This is a genomic window from Phocaeicola sartorii JCM 17136 = DSM 21941 (genome assembly GCF_054653615.1).
Genome location: NZ_BAAIFW010000005.1, coordinates 167,841 through 186,539, shown reverse-complemented (window position 1 = coordinate 186,539; position 18,699 = coordinate 167,841). Strand labels below are relative to the sequence as shown.

Here is an 18,699-nt window from a genome sequence, read left to right as displayed (position 1 = left end):
AAATGTTATACTACTTATTCCAATATTTAGAGAAGTCTGATTTTCCCGGAGCCGGAATGTTCAGTTACGTTTCGTTCCGCTCATTGATGGCGATCATCTTGTCATTGCTGATCTCGGCCATCTTCGGTGAATATTTCATTCATCTGCTCAAGCGTAAACAGATTACCGAGACCCAGCGTGACGCATCCATAGACCCCTTTAACGTGAAGAAAGTGGGTGTGCCGACCATGGGAGGCGTGATTATTATCGTCGCTATTCTCATCCCCTGCCTTTTGTTGGGAAAACTGCATAATATTTACATGATACTAATGCTGATCACCACCATCTGGCTGGGTACATTAGGCTTTTTGGACGACTACATCAAGGTGTTCCGCAAAGACAAAGAAGGCCTGCACGGCAAATTCAAGATTATCGGCCAGGTAGGTTTGGGACTCATTGTCGGACTTACCTTATATTTAAGTCCGAACGTTGTCATCCGTGAGAATGTGGAAATACAAAGAGGAGGAGAAATAGTGGAAGTGGTGCACAAGGAACAAGATCAGAAGTCCACCAAGACCACGATTCCTTTTTTCAAGAACAACAATCTGGATTATGCTGATTTCGTAAGCTTCCTGGGAGATAATGCCCAGACTGTAGGCTGGATTATTTTCGTACTGGTTACCATTTTCGTGGTTACCGCCGTATCCAACGGCGCCAACCTGAATGACGGAATGGACGGAATGGCAGCCGGGAACTCCGCCATCATCGGCCTTACCCTGGGCATATTGGCATACGTGTCCAGCCACATCGAATATGCGGGATACCTTAATATCATGTATATTCCCGGCAGTGAAGAACTGGTAATCTTTATCTGCGCCTTTATCGGCGCGCTGATTGGTTTCCTTTGGTACAATGCCTTTCCCGCCCAAGTATTCATGGGGGATACCGGCAGCCTGACCATCGGTGGTATCATAGCGGTATTCGCAATCATCATTCATAAAGAGTTGCTGATACCCATCCTCTGCGGAATCTTCCTGATAGAAAATCTTTCGGTTATTCTTCAGGTAAGATATTTCAAGAGCGGAAAAAAGAAAGGACATTTGCAACGAGTATTCAAACGTGCACCTATCCACGACCATTTCCGTACTACATTAGCACAGTTAGACCCCAATTGCAGCTACCTGTTCATGAAGCCCGACAGCGTATTCCATGAATCAAAAATCACAGTACGCTTCTGGATTGTCACCATCGTGCTCGCTGCAATTACGATTATTACATTAAAGATAAGATAAACGAAGATTATGGCTAAAAGAATTGTCATACTGGGAGCCGGAGAAAGCGGTGCGGGAGCAGCCGTTCTGGCAAAGAAACAAGGTTTCGACACTTTTGTTTCAGATATGTCCATGATTAAGGACTCATACAAAAACATGCTGAACGAGCGAGGCATCGAATGGGAAGAAGGCAAGCATACCGAATCTCTTATTCTGAATGCGGATGAAGTGATCAAGAGTCCGGGTATCCCGAATGACGCCCCGATGATTGTGAAATTAAAAGAACAAGGTACTCCCGTCATCTCGGAAATAGAGTTTGCGGGGCGCTATACCAATGCCAAAATGATTTGCATCACAGGAAGTAATGGAAAAACAACGACCACTTCGCTGATTTATCATATCTTCAAGAAAGCGGGTATGAATGTGGGACTAGCCGGAAATATCGGTCAAAGTCTGGCATACCAGGTAGCCGAATACAACTATGATTATTATGTCATCGAGTTAAGCAGCTTCCAGTTGGACAACATGTACAAGTTCCATGCCAACATTGCCGTATTGATGAACATCACCCCCGACCATCTGGACCGTTACGATCACCAGATGCAGAACTATGTGGATGCAAAATTCCGCATCATCCAGAACCAGACTCCGGACGATGCCTTCATCTTCTGGAACGATGACCCCATCATCCAGCGCGAACTGCATAAATATGGCATTCATGGCCATTATTACCCTTTTGCCGAAAGGAAAGAGGAAGGAACCGCCGCATACGTGGAACAGGACAAGGTTTATTTTACAGAACCAATCGCTTTCAACATGGAACAGGAGGAGCTGGCACTGACCGGAACCCATAATCTCTTCAACTCCATGGCGGCCGGTATCTCGGCCAACCTGGCGGGTATCCGCAAAGAATGTATCCGTGAGGCCCTGGGTGATTTCAAGGGAGTGGAACACCGCCTTGAAAAAGTCTGCCGGGTAAGAGGAGTGGATTACATCAATGACTCCAAAGCTACCAATGTGAATTCCTGCTGGTATGCTTTGCAAAGCATGAAAACCAAAACCATCCTGATATTGGGTGGAAAAGACAAAGGCAACGATTATAACGAAATCGCCGGCCTGGTAAAAGAGAAATGTACCGGATTGATCTACATGGGCTTGCACAATGAGAAGCTGCATGACTTCTTTGACAAGTTCGGCCTGCCGGTAGCCGATGTACAAAGCATGAAGGATGCTGTAAATGCCGCTTACCGCATGGCCCGGAAAGGTGAGACCGTATTATTAAGTCCTTGCTGCGCCAGCTTCGACCTTTTTAAAAGTTACGAAGACCGTGGCGAGCAGTTCAAGGAATGTGTAAGAAACCTGTAATATAGTATTAAGGTATATAACTAATGGATCTGATAAAAGACTTGTTCAAGGGCGACAAAGTAATCTGGATTATTTTCCTGTTTCTTTGTCTGATCTCCATCGTCGAGGTATTTAGTGCCGCCAGCACGCTTACCTACAAAAGCGGGGATCACTGGGGGCCTATCACCCAGCACAGTGTCATCCTGATGGTAGGTGTGTGCATTGTGGTGCTGGTACATAACATCCCCTGCAAATATTTCCGTGTGCTTCCCTTCTTCCTGCTGCCTATATCGGCTGTATTGCTGATATTTGTAATGGGTATGGGATTGATTACCGGAGACCGTGTCAATGGAGCAGCCCGTTGGATGACCTTCTTCGGCATCCAGTTCCAACCTTCCGAGCTGGCAAAAATGGCTGTGATTATCGTCACCGCCTTTATTCTCTCCAAGTTTCAGGAAGAGGACAACGCCAATCCGAAAGCATTTAAATATATAATGTGGATCACCGGAATTGTCTTCGTTCTGATTGCTCCCGAGAACGGCTCCACCGCAGCATTACTGTTCGGAGTAGTCTTTTTAATGATGGTGATCGGCCGGGTGCCCTGGAAACAACTGGCCAAGCTGATGGGAATCGTCGGCGTGGTAGTGGTGCTTTTTGTAGGAATAGTGATGATCATGCCCACACACAAACTGAACAAAGTCCCCATGATGCACCGTGTAGAGACCTGGCAGAACCGCATCAAAGGTTTCTTTGAGGATAAAGAAGCCGTTCCCGCCGCCAAATATGATATAGACAAGGACGCCCAGATAGCACACGCCAATATTGCCATCGCTTCCAGCAACATCATAGGAAAGATGCCGGGCAACAGTGTACAGCGGGATTTCCTGTCACAAGCGTTCTCGGACTTCATCTTCGCCATCGTCATAGAAGAATTAGGCTTATTGGGAGGAGCCTTTGTAGTGATCCTCTACATCTGGCTGCTGATGCGGGCAGGTAAAATAGCCCGGAGAAGTGAAAAAAGTTTTCCTGCCTTCCTGGTGATGGGCATCGCCCTGCTGCTGGTATCCCAGGCGATGCTCAACATGATGGTGGCCGTAGGCCTGTTCCCTGTCACCGGACAACCCCTGCCACTGATCAGCAAAGGAGGAACCTCGACACTGATCAACTGTGCATACATCGGTATGATATTAAGTGTCAGCCGCTATGTGGCCGAGAAAGAAGAGCAGAAAGCCGCTGAACAACAAGCGTTGGAAGAAGCAGAACTGGCAGCCAAGGCCGAACGGCGCCAGGAAATGGTGGCTGCCATGCAGGAAGCCATCACCACACTTCCATCAGGTGACACAGCCGCCACCTCCCGCCCGTCGGAAGAGAACGCGCTGCCCGATGACCTGAAGACATTGCTGAATGCGGCCGGGAAGCGGGAGCCGGAAGAAGAAATATAATATAAACCATTCATTTTAAAAGTATTATTTATACTTTTGCGGATAATTCGACTAAAAAGGAATTATGGAAGAAAATTTAAGAATCATCATCAGCGGAGGAGGAACCGGGGGACATATCTTCCCCGCAGTTTCCATTGCCAATGCCATCAAGGAACAACATCCCGAAGCGGAAATCCTGTTCGTAGGCGCCGAAGGCAGAATGGAGATGCAGCGCGTTCCTGCTGCCGGATACCCTATAAAAGGACTGCCTGTGGCCGGATTCGACCGCAAGAACCTGTTGAAAAATGTTTCCGTACTTTTCAAGCTGGCCAAGAGCCAATGTCTGGCACGCAGAATCATCAAGGAATTCAAGCCACATGCAGCAGTGGGGGTAGGCGGATATGCCAGCGGCCCCACGTTAAAAGTAGCCGGAATGATGGGTATCCCTACGCTGATACAAGAACAGAACTCTTATGCCGGAGTAACCAACAAGCTGCTGGCCAAGAAAGCCCGCAAAATATGTGTGGCATACGACGGCATGGAACGTTTCTTTGAGAAAGACAAGATTATCCTGACCGGAAATCCTGTCCGCCAAGGACTGCGCAACCCCAACATCAGCCGTGAAGACGCCGTCCGTTCTTTCGGACTGGATCCATCCAAGAAGACAATCCTGATTGTAGGAGGCAGCCTGGGAGCACGCACCATCAACAACTGCGTGATGGAAGGGCTGGACAAGATTAAAGCATCCGGTGTACAGTTCATCTGGCAAACCGGAAAAATATATATCGACGAGGCACGCGCCACAGTAGCCCGGGCCGGTGAGTTTCCGATGCTTCATGTCACCGATTTTATCAGTGACATGGCCGCCGCATACAGTGCCGCCGATTTGATAATCAGCCGTGCGGGCGCAGGCTCCATCTCCGAATTCTGTCTGTTGCAGAAACCCGTCATTCTGGTTCCGTCGCCCAATGTGGCCGAAGATCATCAGACCAAGAACGCATTGGCGCTGGTCAACAAAAACGCGGCACTCTATATCAAGGACGCCGCCGCCAAAGAAGCGCTGCTGGACAAAGCGGTTGAAACCGTGAAACAACCGGAGACACTGAAGAATTTAAGTACAAACATTGCTAAATTAGCCTTTACCGACTCAGCCAACGTTATCGCCCGGGAGGTGTTTAAACTGGCTGACAAATACAGAAAAGAAAATGGACGTTAACATATTAAAATCAGTTTATTTTATCGGTGCCGGAGGCATCGGCATGAGCGCATTGGTACGCTACTTCCTGTCAAAAGGCAAGAAGGTGGGCGGATATGACCGTACGCCCAGTGAACTGACTGAAAAGCTGATAGAAGAAGGAGCAGCCATCCACTACGAAGAAAACGCGGAACTGATATCCGATGACTTCCGCCATCCGGCAACCACACTGGTTGTCTATACCCCGGCCGTCCCCGATACACATAAAGAACTTACCTATTTCCGGGAAAACGGTTTCGAGATACATAAACGTTCGCAGGTATTGGGAATGCTTACCCGCGCCGGGAAAGGACTTTGCGTAGCCGGCACTCACGGCAAGACCACCACTTCCACCATGACAGCCCATCTGCTGCACCAGTCCCATGTAGGCTGCAACGCCTTTCTGGGAGGCATCTCGAAGAATTATGGCACCAACCTGCTGTTGTCGGACAACAGTGAATACATGGTCATTGAAGCCGACGAGTTCGACCGTTCTTTCCACTGGCTCTCACCCTACATATCAGTGATTACTGCAACCGACCCCGACCATCTGGATATCTACGGAACCAAAGAGGCCTATCTGGACAGTTTCCGCCAATACACCTCACTCATCCGGCCGGGCGGCGCATTGATTATGCGGAAAGGCATCGAACTGCAACCTGCCCTGCAGGACGGAGTCCGGCTATACACCTATTCTAAAGAAGAAGGAGACTTCCATGCAGAGAACATCCGCATCGGAAACGGTGAGATATTCTTTGACTATGTATCTCCGCTAGGCAACATCAAGGACATACAGCTAGGTGTCCCCGTCAGCATCAACATAGAAAATGGAGTAGCCGCCATGGCCCTGGCGCAGATGAGCGGAGTGACCGGCGACGAAATAAAGAAAGGCATGGCAAGTTTCCGCGGAGTAGACCGTCGTTTCGATTTCAAGATAAAGAACGACAAGGTAGTTTTCCTGAGCGACTATGCACACCATCCTTCCGAGATAAAGCAAAGCATACTCTCCATGCGCGCCCTCTACCGTGACAAGAAGCTGACGGCTGTTTTCCAGCCGCACCTCTACACACGTACCCGCGATTTCTACAAGGATTTCGCCGACAGCCTTTCCCTGCTGGACGAAGTCATCCTGGTAGATATCTATCCGGCACGCGAGCAACCCATCCCCGGTGTCACCAGCAAATTGATTTACGACCATCTTCGACCGGGCATCGAGAAGAGCATGTACCCGAAAGAAGAAATACTGGATGTGCTGAGCAAGAAAGATATAGAAGTATTAATCACCCTGGGTGCGGGCGACATAGACAACTATGTACCCCAAATCTGCAAATTACTGAATAAGAGATGATCAAGAAAATTCTCATACTCCTGTTCCTGTTGCTGATAACCGCCTACCTTGTTGTAGCCGTTACCGCTTTCAACACCAAGCCTGCCGACCAGGTTTGCAAGGGTATGGAATTGATTATCAAAGACAGCATAGACCATGGTTTCATCAGCCAGAAAGAAGTGCTCCGCCTGCTGAACAGCAAAAAACTCTCTCCTGTAGGCAAGAAGATGGGCGACATCAACACCCGCCTGCTGGAAGAAGAACTCGGCCAGCATCCATTGATTGAGAATGTGGAATGCTACCGTACACCGGGATGCAAAATAGGCATCGAGGTGACCCAGCGCCTCCCCATCCTCAGAGTGATGGCAAGCAACGGAGACAACTATTATATTGACAACAAAGGAAAAATCATGCCGATACCCAACAGTTCGGCACACGTAGCTGTTGTTACAGGATACGTGGATCGTGATTTTGCCACCAAGGAACTATACCAGCTAGGAGTCTTCCTGCAAGACCACCCGCTGTGGGAGGCCCAGATAGAGCAGATCAACGTGACGCAGGCCAAAGAACTGGAACTGGTTCCACGGGTGGGCGAACATATCATATTCCTGGGCAAGCCCGGAAACTATGAGGAAAAGTTCGAGAGGCTGAGAACTTTTTACGAGAAAGGACTGAACCAGGTAGGCTGGAACAAGTACAGCCGCATCAGTCTGGAATTTAACAATCAGATTATTTGTACCAAAAAAGAGAAGTAAGATATGGCAGCAACAGATTTTATAGTAGCAATCGAACTGGGATCCTCCAAGATCACAGGCATTGCGGGAAAGAAACATGCGGACGGAAGCATACAAGTGCTGGCCCTCGCCAGCGAGAACTCTTCGGATTTTATCCGTAAGGGAGTGATTTACAATCTGGACAAGACCGCGCAAAGCCTTACTTCGATTATCAAGAAACTGGAATCGACATTAAAGGCTTCTATCGGAAAGGTCTATGTAGGCATCGGAGGACAATCCCTACGCACCATCCGCAATACGGAGGTACGTCATTTGGAAGAAGAAACCAAAATTTCGCAGGAGCTGATTGACTCCATCATGGACAGCAACCGCGAAGTCCCCATCATAGACCAGGAGATACTGGAAGTGGCACCCCAGGAATATAAAGTGGGCATCAACCTGCTGGCCGATCCTGTAGGAGTCCCCAGCGATCATATAGAAGGACGTTTCCTGAATATCATCGCCCGCAGCAGCGTGAAGCAGAACATTGACAAATGTTTCAAACAGGCAGGAATCGAAATAGCCGACTACATCATCTCACCGCTGGCACTGGCCAATGCCGTACTGACCAACAGTGAAAAACGCTCGGGCTGCATGTTCATCGACTTTGGTGCGGATACGACCACCGTCTCCGTTTACAAAAACAACATACTCCGCCATCTGGCAGTCATCCCATTGGGAGGCAGCAACATCACCAAAGATATCTGCAGCCAGCAGATTGAAGAGGAAGATGCCGAGGAACTGAAGAAGAAATACGGCAACGCTTATGCCGACAAGTCGGAGGAAGGAGACGACAACCCCACCTACTCGCTGGACGGTAAATGCAGCATCGAGGCACGTGTGCTGGAAGACATCGTAGAAGCACGTGTCAATGAGATACTGGCCAATGTGTGGAACCAGATCGTCCTTTCGGGATATGAAGACAAACTGCTGGCAGGAGCCATCATTACCGGTGGGTCCGCCAATTTAAAGAATATGGAGGAAGCATTCAGCAACCGTACCAAAATAGAAAAGGTAAGAATGGCCAAAGAAAGCCAGCTAAGCCTGAAAGGCGGTATGGTGGAACTGAAAAAAGATGGTACATGCAATACGATCATCGCCTTGCTGGGAGCCGGAAAAGAAAACTGTCACCGTCCGGAACGTCCTGTAAAGCCCGTACAGGTGCCGCTCTTCAATGAAAACGGCGAGGACCCGGAAGAGAAAAGGAAAAAAGAGAAAGAAGAGGCGGCCAGAGCAGCGGAAGCGGCCAGGAAGGCGGAGGAAGAGGAGAAGCTGAGAAAAGCCACTTGCGAGAACCTGATAAGAAACGCAAAAGAACTGAAAGAGGCAGGCAAATACAAAAATGCCCTGTCGCAACTGTCCAAAGCACGCGACCTGGGAGTAGCGGAAGCGTTGAACCAGATACGCGCCCTGGAAAAAGAAATCAAGAGCTTGAAAGAAGCCAACAGTCCGATCAAGCGGCTGACTGACTTGTTTGGAAAGATTCTGGAAGAATAATAACGAATTACATCACCTTAATATAAGATAGAAGATTATGTCTGATGAAACTATAATGCCATTCGATTTCCCGGCAGAAAACCCGACGATCATTAAAGTAATCGGTGTGGGAGGTGGCGGCGGCAATGCCGTAAATCACATGTATAAAGAAGGTATACACGATGTAACATTTGTTGTGTGCAACACAGACAACCAGGCGCTGGCCGAATCGCCCGTTCCCGTAAAGTTGCAACTGGGAAAAGAAGGATTAGGAGCCGGAAACCGCCCGGAGCGTGCACGTGAAGCAGCCGAAGAAAGCATAGAAGACGTGAAAGGTATGCTGAACGACGGCTGTAAAATGGTATTTATCACTGCCGGAATGGGAGGAGGTACCGGAACCGGTGCGGCTCCGATCATTGCCAAGACAGCCAAAGATATGGATATCCTCACCGTAGGTATCGTCACCATCCCGTTCCTTTTTGAAGGAAACCGGAAGATTGACCAGGCACTGGACGGTGTGGAGAAAATGAGCCAGCATGTGGATGCCCTGCTGGTGATCAACAATGAACGTCTGCGCGATATCTATTCGGACTTCAGCGTGATGAACGCTTTCGGCAAAGCCGATGACACCTTGTCCATCGCTGCCAAGAGCATCGCCGAGATTATCACCATCCGCGGTACCATCAACCTGGACTTCAATGACGTGAAAACGGTATTGAAAGATGGCGGAGTGGCCATCATGAGTACAGGATACGGCAAAGGGGAGAGCCGTGTGAGCCAGGCCATCAACGACGCGCTCCATTCTCCGCTGCTGAACAACAACGACATCTTCAACTCGAAGAAGATCCTGTTCAACATCTCCTTCAGCACCAAGAGCGAGCTGATGATGGAAGAAATGAACGAGGTTCACGATTTCATGAGCAAATTCGGCAAAGACGTGGAGACCAAATGGGGACTCTATATCGACGAGTCGCTGGAAGAGCAGGTGAAGTTCACCGTACTTGCCACCGGTTTCGGCATCAAGGATGTGCCGGGCATGGACAACATGATGAACAAACGCACCATCGAGGAACAAAAGAAACTGGAAGAACAGGAGGAAGAGGAACAGCGCAAGGACGAACGCCGCGGAGATTACTACGGCAAAGACACCTTCAAGAACAGCAACAAGAAGAAACGCCATAACATCTACATCTTCAGCCTGGAGGATCTGGACAATGATGACATTATCAGCATGGTGGAAACAACCCCTACTTTCCAACGCACCAAGACTGTCCTGGAAAGTATCCAGTCCAAAGCAATAGCCGAAGAGGAGGAAACGTTCAGCAACGACACTGAAAACGGCGGAATAACGATCACTTTTTAACAACTAAAATAGAAAAGAACCATGGATTTATTTGACGTAATCAGCAACGATATCAAAGAGGCTATGAAAGCCAAGGACAAAGTGAAACTGGAAACTTTGCGTAATGTGAAAAAATTCTTCCTTGAAGCAAAGACCGCTCCGGGTGCCAACGACACTTTGACGGACGACGCTGCATTGAAAATCATGCAGAAGCTGGTAAAACAAGGGAAAGACTCAGCCGCCATTTATCAAGGACAGGGCCGTGCCGACCTGGCAGAAGCCGAACTGGCCCAGGTGGCAGTGCTCGAAGCCTATCTGCCCAAACAAATGAGTAACGAAGAGCTGGAAGCGGCTTTGAAAGAAATCATCGCAGAGGCAGGCGCCGCCGGTCCTCAGGATATGGGCAAGGTGATGGGTGTCGCCACCAAAAAGCTGGCAGGCAAGGCCGAAGGACGCGCCATCTCGGCCAAGGTGAAGGAATTACTGGGATAATACTCCACCCGTCCATTATTCAAGAAACGAAACTTCTGTCCGGATTCATCTTTGCGGACAGAAGTTTCGTTTTTTTTATATAATCAGTGAGAGGCAACCGCCTTGGACAAAAGGCCGGACCAGCCTTTCAGATAGACGACCGGATCAGGTAGAATATCCATTGACCGCCTTTTGAACTTATCGTACCACCCGGGTGATGAACCTTCATCACTAGGATGATCAAACCTCATCACCCAAGTGATACAACTTCATCACTAAGGTGAAACGGCAAGCTCAAAAGGATCAAGCGAACAACTCTTTCAGTACATCCAGCGATTTCAGCACCGGAAAATCCGGCAAGTGCAAACGATAATAATCATTCATGATAACCAGACAGCGGTTACGCTCCAGACGGCTCATGGCAAAAAGATGCATCGTTTCATAATTCATACGCATTAAAAGATTGATGCGCGAAGCCTCGTCCGGATTCAAAAAAGCGCCATGCAAAGGCCGGGCAGACACGAAACAGGCATTCAGCATATCAAAGAAACACCCTTCCCTATAATCCTCCGTATTAGGATACAGACCGAGAAAACGTGAAAAACGCATCAGAAAAACCAGATGGAAATTGGAGAAACTCCTGTCGCATTCGTCCAGCCACCGGATAGAATGCTCCAAATATGCGAACAGCGGCCCGTTCTCCGCCTCCTCACGCAAGGCCCGGTACAGAAACTCCGCCAGGAACATGGCAATGGAGGATTTATAAGGATCGTATGGCAATGTGCGGAAAGGATACCACGACTTCGCCTCCTTTATACGGTACAGACTGGACATCGGACGGTAGTCCGCCTCAAACTCTATCATGGAAAGCGGCTGGAACAATACCGTCTTCACCGCCGACTTCCGCGAACGGGGAACGGACACCAGAAAAGAAGCGCGGCCATGCTCGCGCGTATAAACATCAACGATATTCGAAGTATCATTGTATTTCAAGGTATGAAGAACAATCCCCACCGTCTTTTGAAGCATACTCTTTCTCCTTATTCATATAGTCAGGTAATCATCGTCCGGAATGCGTTTTTTGCCTTTCCACATAAAGACACGCACCCTTGGAGCATACAAAAATAAGACATTTAGATGAAAATGCACGTATTTCTAAAAAAAATATGCCGAATGTTTTGCCAATTCAAAAAGAGTTCCTACCTTTGCAACCGCAAAAGAGAAAAACACTCTCCGAAAGCAAGCCAAGCTAAGGCTCGGCAAAATCAAGGCTCGGCCCGTTCGTCTATCGGTTAGGACGCAAGATTTTCATTCTTGAAAGGGGGGTTCGATTCCCCCACGGGCTACAAATAAAAATAATAAAAGAACAAAACTAAAGATTAGTCGAGATGGCAAATCACAAATCATCATTAAAGAGAATCAGACAGGAAGAGAAGAGAAGACTTCATAACAGATATTACGCAAAGACTATGCGTAACGCTGTTAAAAAACTTCGTGCAACTACTGACAAAGCAGAAGCTGTTGCAATGTATCCGGGCATCCAGAAGATGTTGGACAAGCTTGCTAAGACCAATATCATTCATAAGAACAAAGCCGCTAACTTGAAGTCAAAATTGGCTGTTTACATTGGCAAACTCGCTTAAGCAAAGTCTTAAACCAAAAGATAAAATAGGCAGGATTATTTTTTAATCCGGCCTTTTGTCTTTTAGGCACCCCGCAAAGCACAAGCGGCCTGTATCCCCGCAAACGTAACATCTACAAAAGACACGCAGGCCCCCGCCCATCCTCCCCGGAAAGCAGACCACTGAAGATTCTGAAACATTCATGAAGGATTTGAAAGGAAATCGTTCATTGCAAGTAGCTGGCAGAAAGCCCGTTACGCGATCGTGAAGGATTTGAAGGAAAAATAAGACCCATTTATTTCCAGGATACTTTCCCCCGAAATAAACACACACGCCCATACTTTGTCCGGTGTATCCGGCCCCTCCCTCGTTTCACCCCTGCCCCATCCCCTCTTTTTTACGTTTTTTAGTCCATAAAAGCTACCCGTCTCAGCAATTTTTAGTATCTTTGAAGGCTAAATTTAAGATAATTGAATCAAACATGAGTGAAGAAGAAAAGATAAACGGCGAAAACAATTACTCGGCCAGCAACATCCAGGTACTGGAAGGCCTGGAGGCTGTACGTAAACGTCCCGCCATGTACATCGGAGACATCAGCGAAAAGGGATTGCACCACCTGGTTTATGAGGTTGTGGACAACTCTATCGACGAGGCATTGGCCGGCTACTGTGATCATATAGAAGTCACCATCAATGAAGACAACTCCATTACCGTACAGGATAATGGCCGTGGTATCCCGGTGGACTTTCACGAAAAAGAAAAGAAATCCGCGCTGGAAGTGGTGATGACTGTGCTGCACGCAGGAGGTAAGTTCGACAAAGGTTCTTACAAGGTTTCGGGCGGTCTGCACGGTGTGGGTGTTTCTTGTGTGAATGCGCTGTCTCATCACATGACCACACAGGTATTCCGCGGCGGCAAGATTTATCAGCAGGAATATAGCTGCGGACATCCGCTCTATTCTGTAAAAGAAGTAGGAACCGCTGATATTACCGGAACCAAACAAACTTTTTGGCCGGATGATACCATCTTCACCGTCACCGAATATAAATTTGATATCCTGCAGGCACGTATGCGTGAGCTGGCCTACCTGAACAAAGGTATCACCATCTCACTGACCGACCGCCGTATCCAGGAAGAGGATGGCAGCTTCAAGAAAGAAATATTCCATTCGGACGAAGGAGTGAAAGAGTTTGTACGTTTCTTGAACCGTAACAACGACGCACTGATTGATGATGTCATTTATCTGAATACCGAAAAGAACAATACTCCCATAGAATGTGCCATCATGTACAATACAGGCTATCGTGAAAGCCTGCATTCGTATGTAAACAATATCAATACAATAGAAGGCGGCACACACGAGGCCGGTTTCCGTAGCGCATTAACCCGCGTGCTGAAGAAATATGCCGAAGATACCAAAGCATTGGAAAAGGCAAAAGTCGAAATCTCGGGAGAGGACTTCCGCGAAGGCTTGATCGCGGTCATTTCAGTGAAAGTAGCCGAGCCACAGTTCGAAGGGCAGACCAAGACCAAGCTGGGTAACAGCGAAGTGAGCGGCGCCGTGAACCAAGCTGTAGGTGAAGCGCTTACGTATTATCTGGAAGAGCATCCGAAAGAAGCGAAACAAATTGTCGATAAAGTGATTCTGGCTGCGACGGCGCGTATCGCCGCACGCAAGGCTCGTGAATCTGTTCAAAGAAAGAGCCCGATGGGCGGGGGCGGACTGCCGGGCAAACTGGCCGACTGTTCAAGCCGCAATCCGGAGGAATGTGAATTGTTCCTGGTCGAGGGTGACTCGGCAGGTGGTTCTGCCAAACAAGGACGAAGCCGTGCTTTCCAGGCGATTCTGCCTTTGAGAGGTAAAATCCTGAATGTGGAGAAGGCGATGTGGCACAAGGCTTTTGAAAGCGACGAGGTCAATAATATCATCACCGCTCTGGGCGTCCGTTTCGGTGTGGACGGAAACGACGACAGCAAAAAAGCGAATATCGACAAACTGCGTTATCACAAAGTGGTGATCATGACCGATGCCGATGTCGATGGCTCTCACATCGACACCCTTATCATGACATTGTTCTACCGCTATATGCCGGAAATTATAGAAAACGGTCATTTGTACATCGCCAATCCGCCCTTGTATAAATGCAGCAAAGGAAAAATCAGCGAATACTGTTACACCGAAGAAGCCCGCCAGGCATTCATACAAAAATATGGCGACGGACAAGAAAACGGAATCCATACACAGCGGTACAAAGGTTTAGGTGAGATGAACCCGGAACAACTGTGGGAAACAACCATGAATCCTGAGACACGTATTCTGAAACAAGTGACAATTGACAACGCCGCAAACGTAGATTATATCTTCTCCATGCTGATGGGAGATGATGTAGCTCCACGCCGCGAGTTCATAGAGAAAAACGCGACCTATGCGAATATAGACGCGTAATTTTTCATTCATCATTTTTTTATCAAAACCCATCCTCACATCTTACAATTTGAGGTAGCCCCGGTTCCATAAGGGAGCCGGGGCTTTTATGATATATTTACAGGAAGTACGACATGCTTCTTCTTTTTCACAATTTTATTTATCGTCCGGGAACGAGAAGACAAGAGAAGAATCATCACCTCCCTCACAGGTATAATGCAATTCATGATCTGTTCCCAAAGTCGCTACCGGTTTACATGAGCCGCTCTCACTTTTACATGAGATAAGAATACTTCTGTCACTTGCTGATCTGCCTTTGTCATCAGGTATGACTATGCTCTGAGCAACATAAGTAAACCGGACATTACAAGCTTTGATTATAACATCTTCCTTATCATTATCATATTTATAGGTAATAGTAGCCGAATATCCGGTTTCCAATGGCACATAATCAATCTTTGTTAGTTGAAAATCATCGCCACTGATTCCATGTTTCTGTGCAATGACAGTAGATAGTTCTTTTTTAAGAGAGAGGGTATTCTCAGAAATGAGATCACCACTTGGCGCTGTTAAATTCAATGAATTTTCAATAGAGTCCTTTTGACTACATGACTGGGCTACCACCACCAGCAGTATCCCAATGATAAGTTTTACTACATCCTTCATTGCGATTGGAATTTTAAATTAATACTTTATTTTGTATCAGCCATAACGGCCAAGACCTCAAATGAGTTGAATGCATCCGGTTCAAAATGAAACTCCATAGAATCCATCGGCTTCAGTCGTATCTCCTCTTGATTTTTGTATTGAATGCAACACAATCAGACTCTATCTTCGCTCATAAAAGCATAGACCAAACGTATGCCCGTCATGCTTTATTTTCTTACAAAACTACAGAAAAAAAAGGGGGGGGGGCAATTAATCGGACACAAACGACCTTACTTTTTTATTTATTTAACCATCTGTTTTAGAAACAATTAAGCATAATCCTTCATCCATAAAGAAAGAACACTTAAGAAAAAAATAAAAAGATTCTCATCACCAATAACACAACAGCCTCTGCCCTAGAATTAATCCGATCACAAACCTATACTTGTACAAAGAGAATCACTATAACCCATTTATATTTTTCTCTTGGGGCTGAAAGACTTCTTTCAGCCGTTTTTCCCGATGAAATGGGCGAAAACTGCAATCATTGAAAGCAGGAAACAAACACGCCCCCACTCATTTTTCTTATAAATTAATTGGATGAAAGGCGATATTCTGCCAGAAAGTCTTAATTTTGGGACATTAAACCATTTAACTCGAATAATAACATGAAACTCACATTTCGAATTGAATACCGTACAGCCTGGGGTGAAGAACTTGGTGTGATACTGAACGGAAACAATAGTGAACCTATCATCCTTCGTACTCCCAACGGAGAACAGTGGGAAGGTGGAGCAGAAATGCCGGATCTCCCCGCAAACGTACCTGTCTCCTACCGCTATGGCGTTTATCGTGACGGACAGTGCATCCGCCGTGAAAGCGGAACCATGGCACATCTGTTTTGTCCCGGAAAGAAGAAGAACTGCCACTACATACTAAATGATTTCTGGAAAGACCTGCCGGCTGAATCTTACTTATACAGTTCCGCCTTCAGTGGCGATTATCAGCCCGAAGCAACTATAAAAGTGACAGCAAGCGCCGATGGAAGCATCACCTTCCGGGCCTTATGCCCTTGCCTGCATCATAAGCATCAAGTGCTGGCTATCAGCGGAGACTGCCCGGCACTGGGCGATTGGAATATTCAAAAGACAGTCCTGATGGAAGAAATACAACCTAACGAATGGACTATCACACTGAATGTTTCTACGTTGGAATTTCCGCTGAGTTATAAGTTCGTTGCCTGCAACGCCGACAGCAAGCAGGTAGAGGAATGGGAGAACCACGACAACCGGATGCTTAATAATCCGGAATTGAAAAAAGGAGAAATCTACCTGACACCGGAAACTGAAGTTCATTTCACTTCATCGGCCCGTAAAGTGGCGGGAACGGCTATCCCCGTATTCTCTCTCCGCAGTGAGAAAAGTTTTGGAGTAGGAGATTTCGGAGATCTGAAGAAACTGATAGACTGGGCGGTAAAAACCCATCAGCAAGCAGTGCAGATCCTCCCTATCAATGATACGACCATCACCCATACCTGGATGGATTCTTATCCTTACAACAGCATCTCCATTTATGCTTTCCACCCGATGTATATCGATCTGAACCAACTGGGCAGGATGAAGGATAAAGAAGCACTGGCTGCTTTTGAAGCCCGACGGCAAGAATTGAACGCTCTTCCCCAAATAGATTATGAGGCGGTGAACAATGCCAAACGTGCCTACTTAAAAGTGATGTTCCAACAAACCGGAAGGAAAGTGCTGGCTTCGGCCGAATTCAAAAAATTCTTTGAAGAGAATGAACATTGGTTGCTGCCATACGCCGCATTCAGCTATCTGAGAGATCTGTATGGCACGCCGGATTTCAGCCGATGGCCTGAGCATGCAGCATACAAGGCGGAAGAAATAGCAGCCTTGTGCGCACCGGACAGTCCTTGTTATGAAGAAATAGCTTTCTGCTATTACACACAGTATAATTTGCATATCCAATTGCTTGACGCAGGAAACTATGCGCGCGAAAAAGGTATTATCTTTAAAGGTGATATTCCGATCGGCATCAGCCGCAACAGTGTGGAGGCATGGATTGAGCCGTATTATTTCAACATGAACGGTCAGGCAGGCGCGCCGCCCGACGCATTCTCCGTGAACGGACAGAACTGGGGTTTCCCTACCTATAACTGGGATGTAATGGAGCAGGACAACTATCAATGGTGGCAGAAGCGTTTCCGCAAAATGGCGGAGTATTTCACAGCTTACCGCATAGACCACATCCTTGGTTTTTTCCGTATCTGGGAAATCCCGTCCCATTCGGTACATGGCTTGCTGGGACAGTTTGTACCGGCATTGCCTATGAGTGTGGACGAAATTCAAAGTTACGGACTACCGTTCCAAAAGGACTTCATGACCAGACCGTTCATCAACGAAGAGATGCTGAACAAGATGTTTGGTGACAAAGCCGCTTTTGTAAAAGAAACATTCGTGCAGCATGTTCATGATGACATTTATGAAATGCGCCCGGAATATGATACCCAACGCAAAGTTGAAACTTACTTCTCCGATAAAAAAGACGAGGAAAGCATCCGTATACGCGAAGGAGTATATGCCTTGATAAGCGATGTGCTGTTTGTTCCCGACCGCAAGCACCCATCCATGTACCATCCAAGAATCGCCGTTCAGAATGATTTCATCTTCGGACGCCTCAACTGGAAGGAGAAAGACGCTTTCAACCGTCTGTATAATCATTATTATTACCAACGCCATAACCAGTTCTGGTATCAGGAAGCGATGAAGAAACTGCCTGTCCTGACACAAGCCACCTCCATGCTGGTATGTGGAGAAGACCTGGGAATGGTGCCCGACTGCGTGCCTTGGGTTATGGATCAATTACAGATTCTGAGTCTGGAAATCCAGCGGATGCCCAAGAATCCCAAACATGAGTTCGGTCACGTGTGGGAATATCCGTACCGCTCGGTTTGTACTATCTCCACTCACGACATGTCCACTCTGCGGGGATGGTGGGAAGAAGATTATGAACAGACCTGCCGCTACTACAACCATGTAATGGGACACTGGGGGGAAGTTCCGGCCTCGGCCCCGGGATGGGTTTGTGAGGAAATAGTACGCCATCATCTGGAATGTCCGTCATTACTGTGCATCCTTTCCTTCCAAGACTGGCTGTCAATGGACGAGGAAGTCCGCTATCCCGATGTCAATGCGGAACGTATCAATGTGCCCGCCAATCCAAGGCATTACTGGAGGTACCGTATGCATCTCACTTTAGAAGAACTAATAAAGAACAAGAAGTTCAATGAAAAGCTGGTGGAAATGATTGACACTGCCGGCAGATTTTAAGCATCCGCCACAGACAGCC

General features: G+C 47.4%; 14 protein-coding genes and 1 tRNA gene. 13 read left to right on the top strand and 2 right to left on the bottom strand.

Annotated features, from left to right (window positions below; translation table 11 throughout):
* Nucleotides 1-2 precede the first annotated feature (2 nt).
* The 9 genes from mraY to ACYQ0C_RS00820 all read left to right on the top strand — a co-directional run bounded on the left by mraY (nt 3) and on the right by ACYQ0C_RS00820 (nt 10,659).
* Nucleotides 3-1,271, top strand: a complete 1,269-nt coding sequence (gene mraY, locus ACYQ0C_RS00860; RefSeq protein WP_016275191.1) for a phospho-N-acetylmuramoyl-pentapeptide-transferase — start codon at nt 3-5, stop codon at nt 1,269-1,271.
* Nucleotides 1,272-1,280: 9 nt separating this feature from the next.
* Nucleotides 1,281-2,615 (top strand): UDP-N-acetylmuramoyl-L-alanine--D-glutamate ligase, encoded by a 1,335-nt coding sequence (gene murD / locus ACYQ0C_RS00855; protein ID WP_016275190.1) that lies wholly within the window; start codon nt 1,281-1,283, stop codon nt 2,613-2,615.
* 23 nt (nt 2,616-2,638) lie between these two features.
* Nucleotides 2,639-4,036 carry an FtsW/RodA/SpoVE family cell cycle protein gene (locus ACYQ0C_RS00850; protein ID WP_016275189.1) on the top strand — a complete coding sequence of 466 codons (1,398 nt, stop codon included), beginning with the start codon at nt 2,639-2,641 and terminating at the stop codon, nt 4,034-4,036.
* A gap of 64 nt (nt 4,037-4,100) precedes the next feature.
* Nucleotides 4,101-5,231 (top strand): undecaprenyldiphospho-muramoylpentapeptide beta-N-acetylglucosaminyltransferase, encoded by a 1,131-nt coding sequence (gene murG / locus ACYQ0C_RS00845; RefSeq protein ID WP_016275188.1) that lies wholly within the window; start codon nt 4,101-4,103, stop codon nt 5,229-5,231.
* Complete coding sequence (murC, locus tag ACYQ0C_RS00840) at nt 5,221-6,597, top strand: UDP-N-acetylmuramate--L-alanine ligase (protein WP_016275187.1); 1,377 nt, start codon at nt 5,221-5,223, stop codon at nt 6,595-6,597. The genes murG and murC overlap by 11 nt, the downstream gene beginning before the upstream one ends.
* Nucleotides 6,594-7,331, top strand: a complete 738-nt coding sequence (locus ACYQ0C_RS00835; RefSeq protein WP_016275186.1) for a cell division protein FtsQ/DivIB — start codon at nt 6,594-6,596, stop codon at nt 7,329-7,331. Before murC ends, ACYQ0C_RS00835 begins: the two co-directional genes overlap by 4 nt.
* 3 nt (nt 7,332-7,334) lie before the next feature.
* Nucleotides 7,335-8,846 (top strand): cell division protein FtsA, encoded by a 1,512-nt coding sequence (ftsA, locus tag ACYQ0C_RS00830; RefSeq protein ID WP_016275185.1) that lies wholly within the window; start codon nt 7,335-7,337, stop codon nt 8,844-8,846.
* A 37-nt stretch (nt 8,847-8,883) separates the two neighbouring features.
* Entirely contained in the window at nt 8,884-10,188 is a 1,305-nt protein-coding gene (ftsZ, locus tag ACYQ0C_RS00825) for a cell division protein FtsZ (protein ID WP_016275184.1), read from the top strand.
* 21 nt (nt 10,189-10,209) lie between these two features.
* Complete coding sequence (locus tag ACYQ0C_RS00820) at nt 10,210-10,659, top strand: GatB/YqeY domain-containing protein (RefSeq protein ID WP_016275183.1); 450 nt, start codon at nt 10,210-10,212, stop codon at nt 10,657-10,659.
* Nucleotides 10,660-10,941: 282 nt separating this feature from the next.
* Here ACYQ0C_RS00820 and recO read toward each other — a convergent pair whose 3' ends face one another.
* On the bottom strand, nt 10,942-11,667 hold the full coding sequence (gene recO / locus ACYQ0C_RS00815; protein WP_016275182.1) for a DNA repair protein RecO: 726 nt from the start codon (nt 11,665-11,667) through the stop codon (nt 10,942-10,944).
* 245 nt (nt 11,668-11,912) lie between these two features.
* On the opposite strand from recO, the gene ACYQ0C_RS00810 reads away from it, so the two are divergent.
* The 3 genes from ACYQ0C_RS00810 to gyrB all read left to right on the top strand — a co-directional run bounded on the left by ACYQ0C_RS00810 (nt 11,913) and on the right by gyrB (nt 14,706).
* Nucleotides 11,913-11,984, top strand: a tRNA-Glu gene (locus ACYQ0C_RS00810).
* Between the two features lie 42 nt (nt 11,985-12,026).
* Nucleotides 12,027-12,281, top strand: a complete 255-nt coding sequence (rpsT, locus tag ACYQ0C_RS00805; protein ID WP_016275181.1) for a 30S ribosomal protein S20 — start codon at nt 12,027-12,029, stop codon at nt 12,279-12,281.
* Between the two features lie 460 nt (nt 12,282-12,741).
* Entirely contained in the window at nt 12,742-14,706 is a 1,965-nt protein-coding gene (gene gyrB / locus ACYQ0C_RS00800; RefSeq protein ID WP_016275180.1) for a DNA topoisomerase (ATP-hydrolyzing) subunit B, read from the top strand.
* A gap of 135 nt (nt 14,707-14,841) precedes the next feature.
* Here the strand turns inward: gyrB and ACYQ0C_RS00795 are convergent, their stop codons facing one another.
* Entirely contained in the window at nt 14,842-15,351 is a 510-nt protein-coding gene (locus tag ACYQ0C_RS00795) for a hypothetical protein (protein ID WP_016275179.1), read from the bottom strand.
* A 650-nt stretch (nt 15,352-16,001) separates the two neighbouring features.
* Here ACYQ0C_RS00795 and ACYQ0C_RS00790 point away from each other — a divergent pair.
* Nucleotides 16,002-18,680 carry a 4-alpha-glucanotransferase gene (locus ACYQ0C_RS00790; RefSeq protein WP_016275178.1) on the top strand — a complete coding sequence of 893 codons (2,679 nt, stop codon included), beginning with the start codon at nt 16,002-16,004 and terminating at the stop codon, nt 18,678-18,680.
* The last annotated feature ends 19 nt before the right edge of the window (nt 18,681-18,699 follow it).

What these genes read in the sequence shown, in the direction of transcription:
- mraY (WP_016275191.1), top strand. Translation starts at nt 3, where the DNA reads ATGTTATACTACTTATTCCAATATTTAGAGAAGTCTGATTTTCCCGGA.
- murD (WP_016275190.1), top strand. Translation starts at nt 1,281, where the DNA reads ATGGCTAAAAGAATTGTCATACTGGGAGCCGGAGAAAGCGGTGCGGGA.
- ACYQ0C_RS00850 (WP_016275189.1), top strand. Translation starts at nt 2,639, where the DNA reads ATGGATCTGATAAAAGACTTGTTCAAGGGCGACAAAGTAATCTGGATT.
- murG (WP_016275188.1), top strand. Translation starts at nt 4,101, where the DNA reads ATGGAAGAAAATTTAAGAATCATCATCAGCGGAGGAGGAACCGGGGGA.
- murC (WP_016275187.1), top strand. Translation starts at nt 5,221, where the DNA reads ATGGACGTTAACATATTAAAATCAGTTTATTTTATCGGTGCCGGAGGC.
- ACYQ0C_RS00835 (WP_016275186.1), top strand. Translation starts at nt 6,594, where the DNA reads ATGATCAAGAAAATTCTCATACTCCTGTTCCTGTTGCTGATAACCGCC.
- ftsA (WP_016275185.1), top strand. Translation starts at nt 7,335, where the DNA reads ATGGCAGCAACAGATTTTATAGTAGCAATCGAACTGGGATCCTCCAAG.
- ftsZ (WP_016275184.1), top strand. Translation starts at nt 8,884, where the DNA reads ATGTCTGATGAAACTATAATGCCATTCGATTTCCCGGCAGAAAACCCG.
- ACYQ0C_RS00820 (WP_016275183.1), top strand. Translation starts at nt 10,210, where the DNA reads ATGGATTTATTTGACGTAATCAGCAACGATATCAAAGAGGCTATGAAA.
- recO (WP_016275182.1), bottom strand. Translation starts at nt 11,667, where the DNA reads ATGCTTCAAAAGACGGTGGGGATTGTTCTTCATACCTTGAAATACAAT.
- rpsT (WP_016275181.1), top strand. Translation starts at nt 12,027, where the DNA reads ATGGCAAATCACAAATCATCATTAAAGAGAATCAGACAGGAAGAGAAG.
- gyrB (WP_016275180.1), top strand. Translation starts at nt 12,742, where the DNA reads ATGAGTGAAGAAGAAAAGATAAACGGCGAAAACAATTACTCGGCCAGC.
- ACYQ0C_RS00795 (WP_016275179.1), bottom strand. Translation starts at nt 15,351, where the DNA reads ATGAAGGATGTAGTAAAACTTATCATTGGGATACTGCTGGTGGTGGTA.
- ACYQ0C_RS00790 (WP_016275178.1), top strand. Translation starts at nt 16,002, where the DNA reads ATGAAACTCACATTTCGAATTGAATACCGTACAGCCTGGGGTGAAGAA.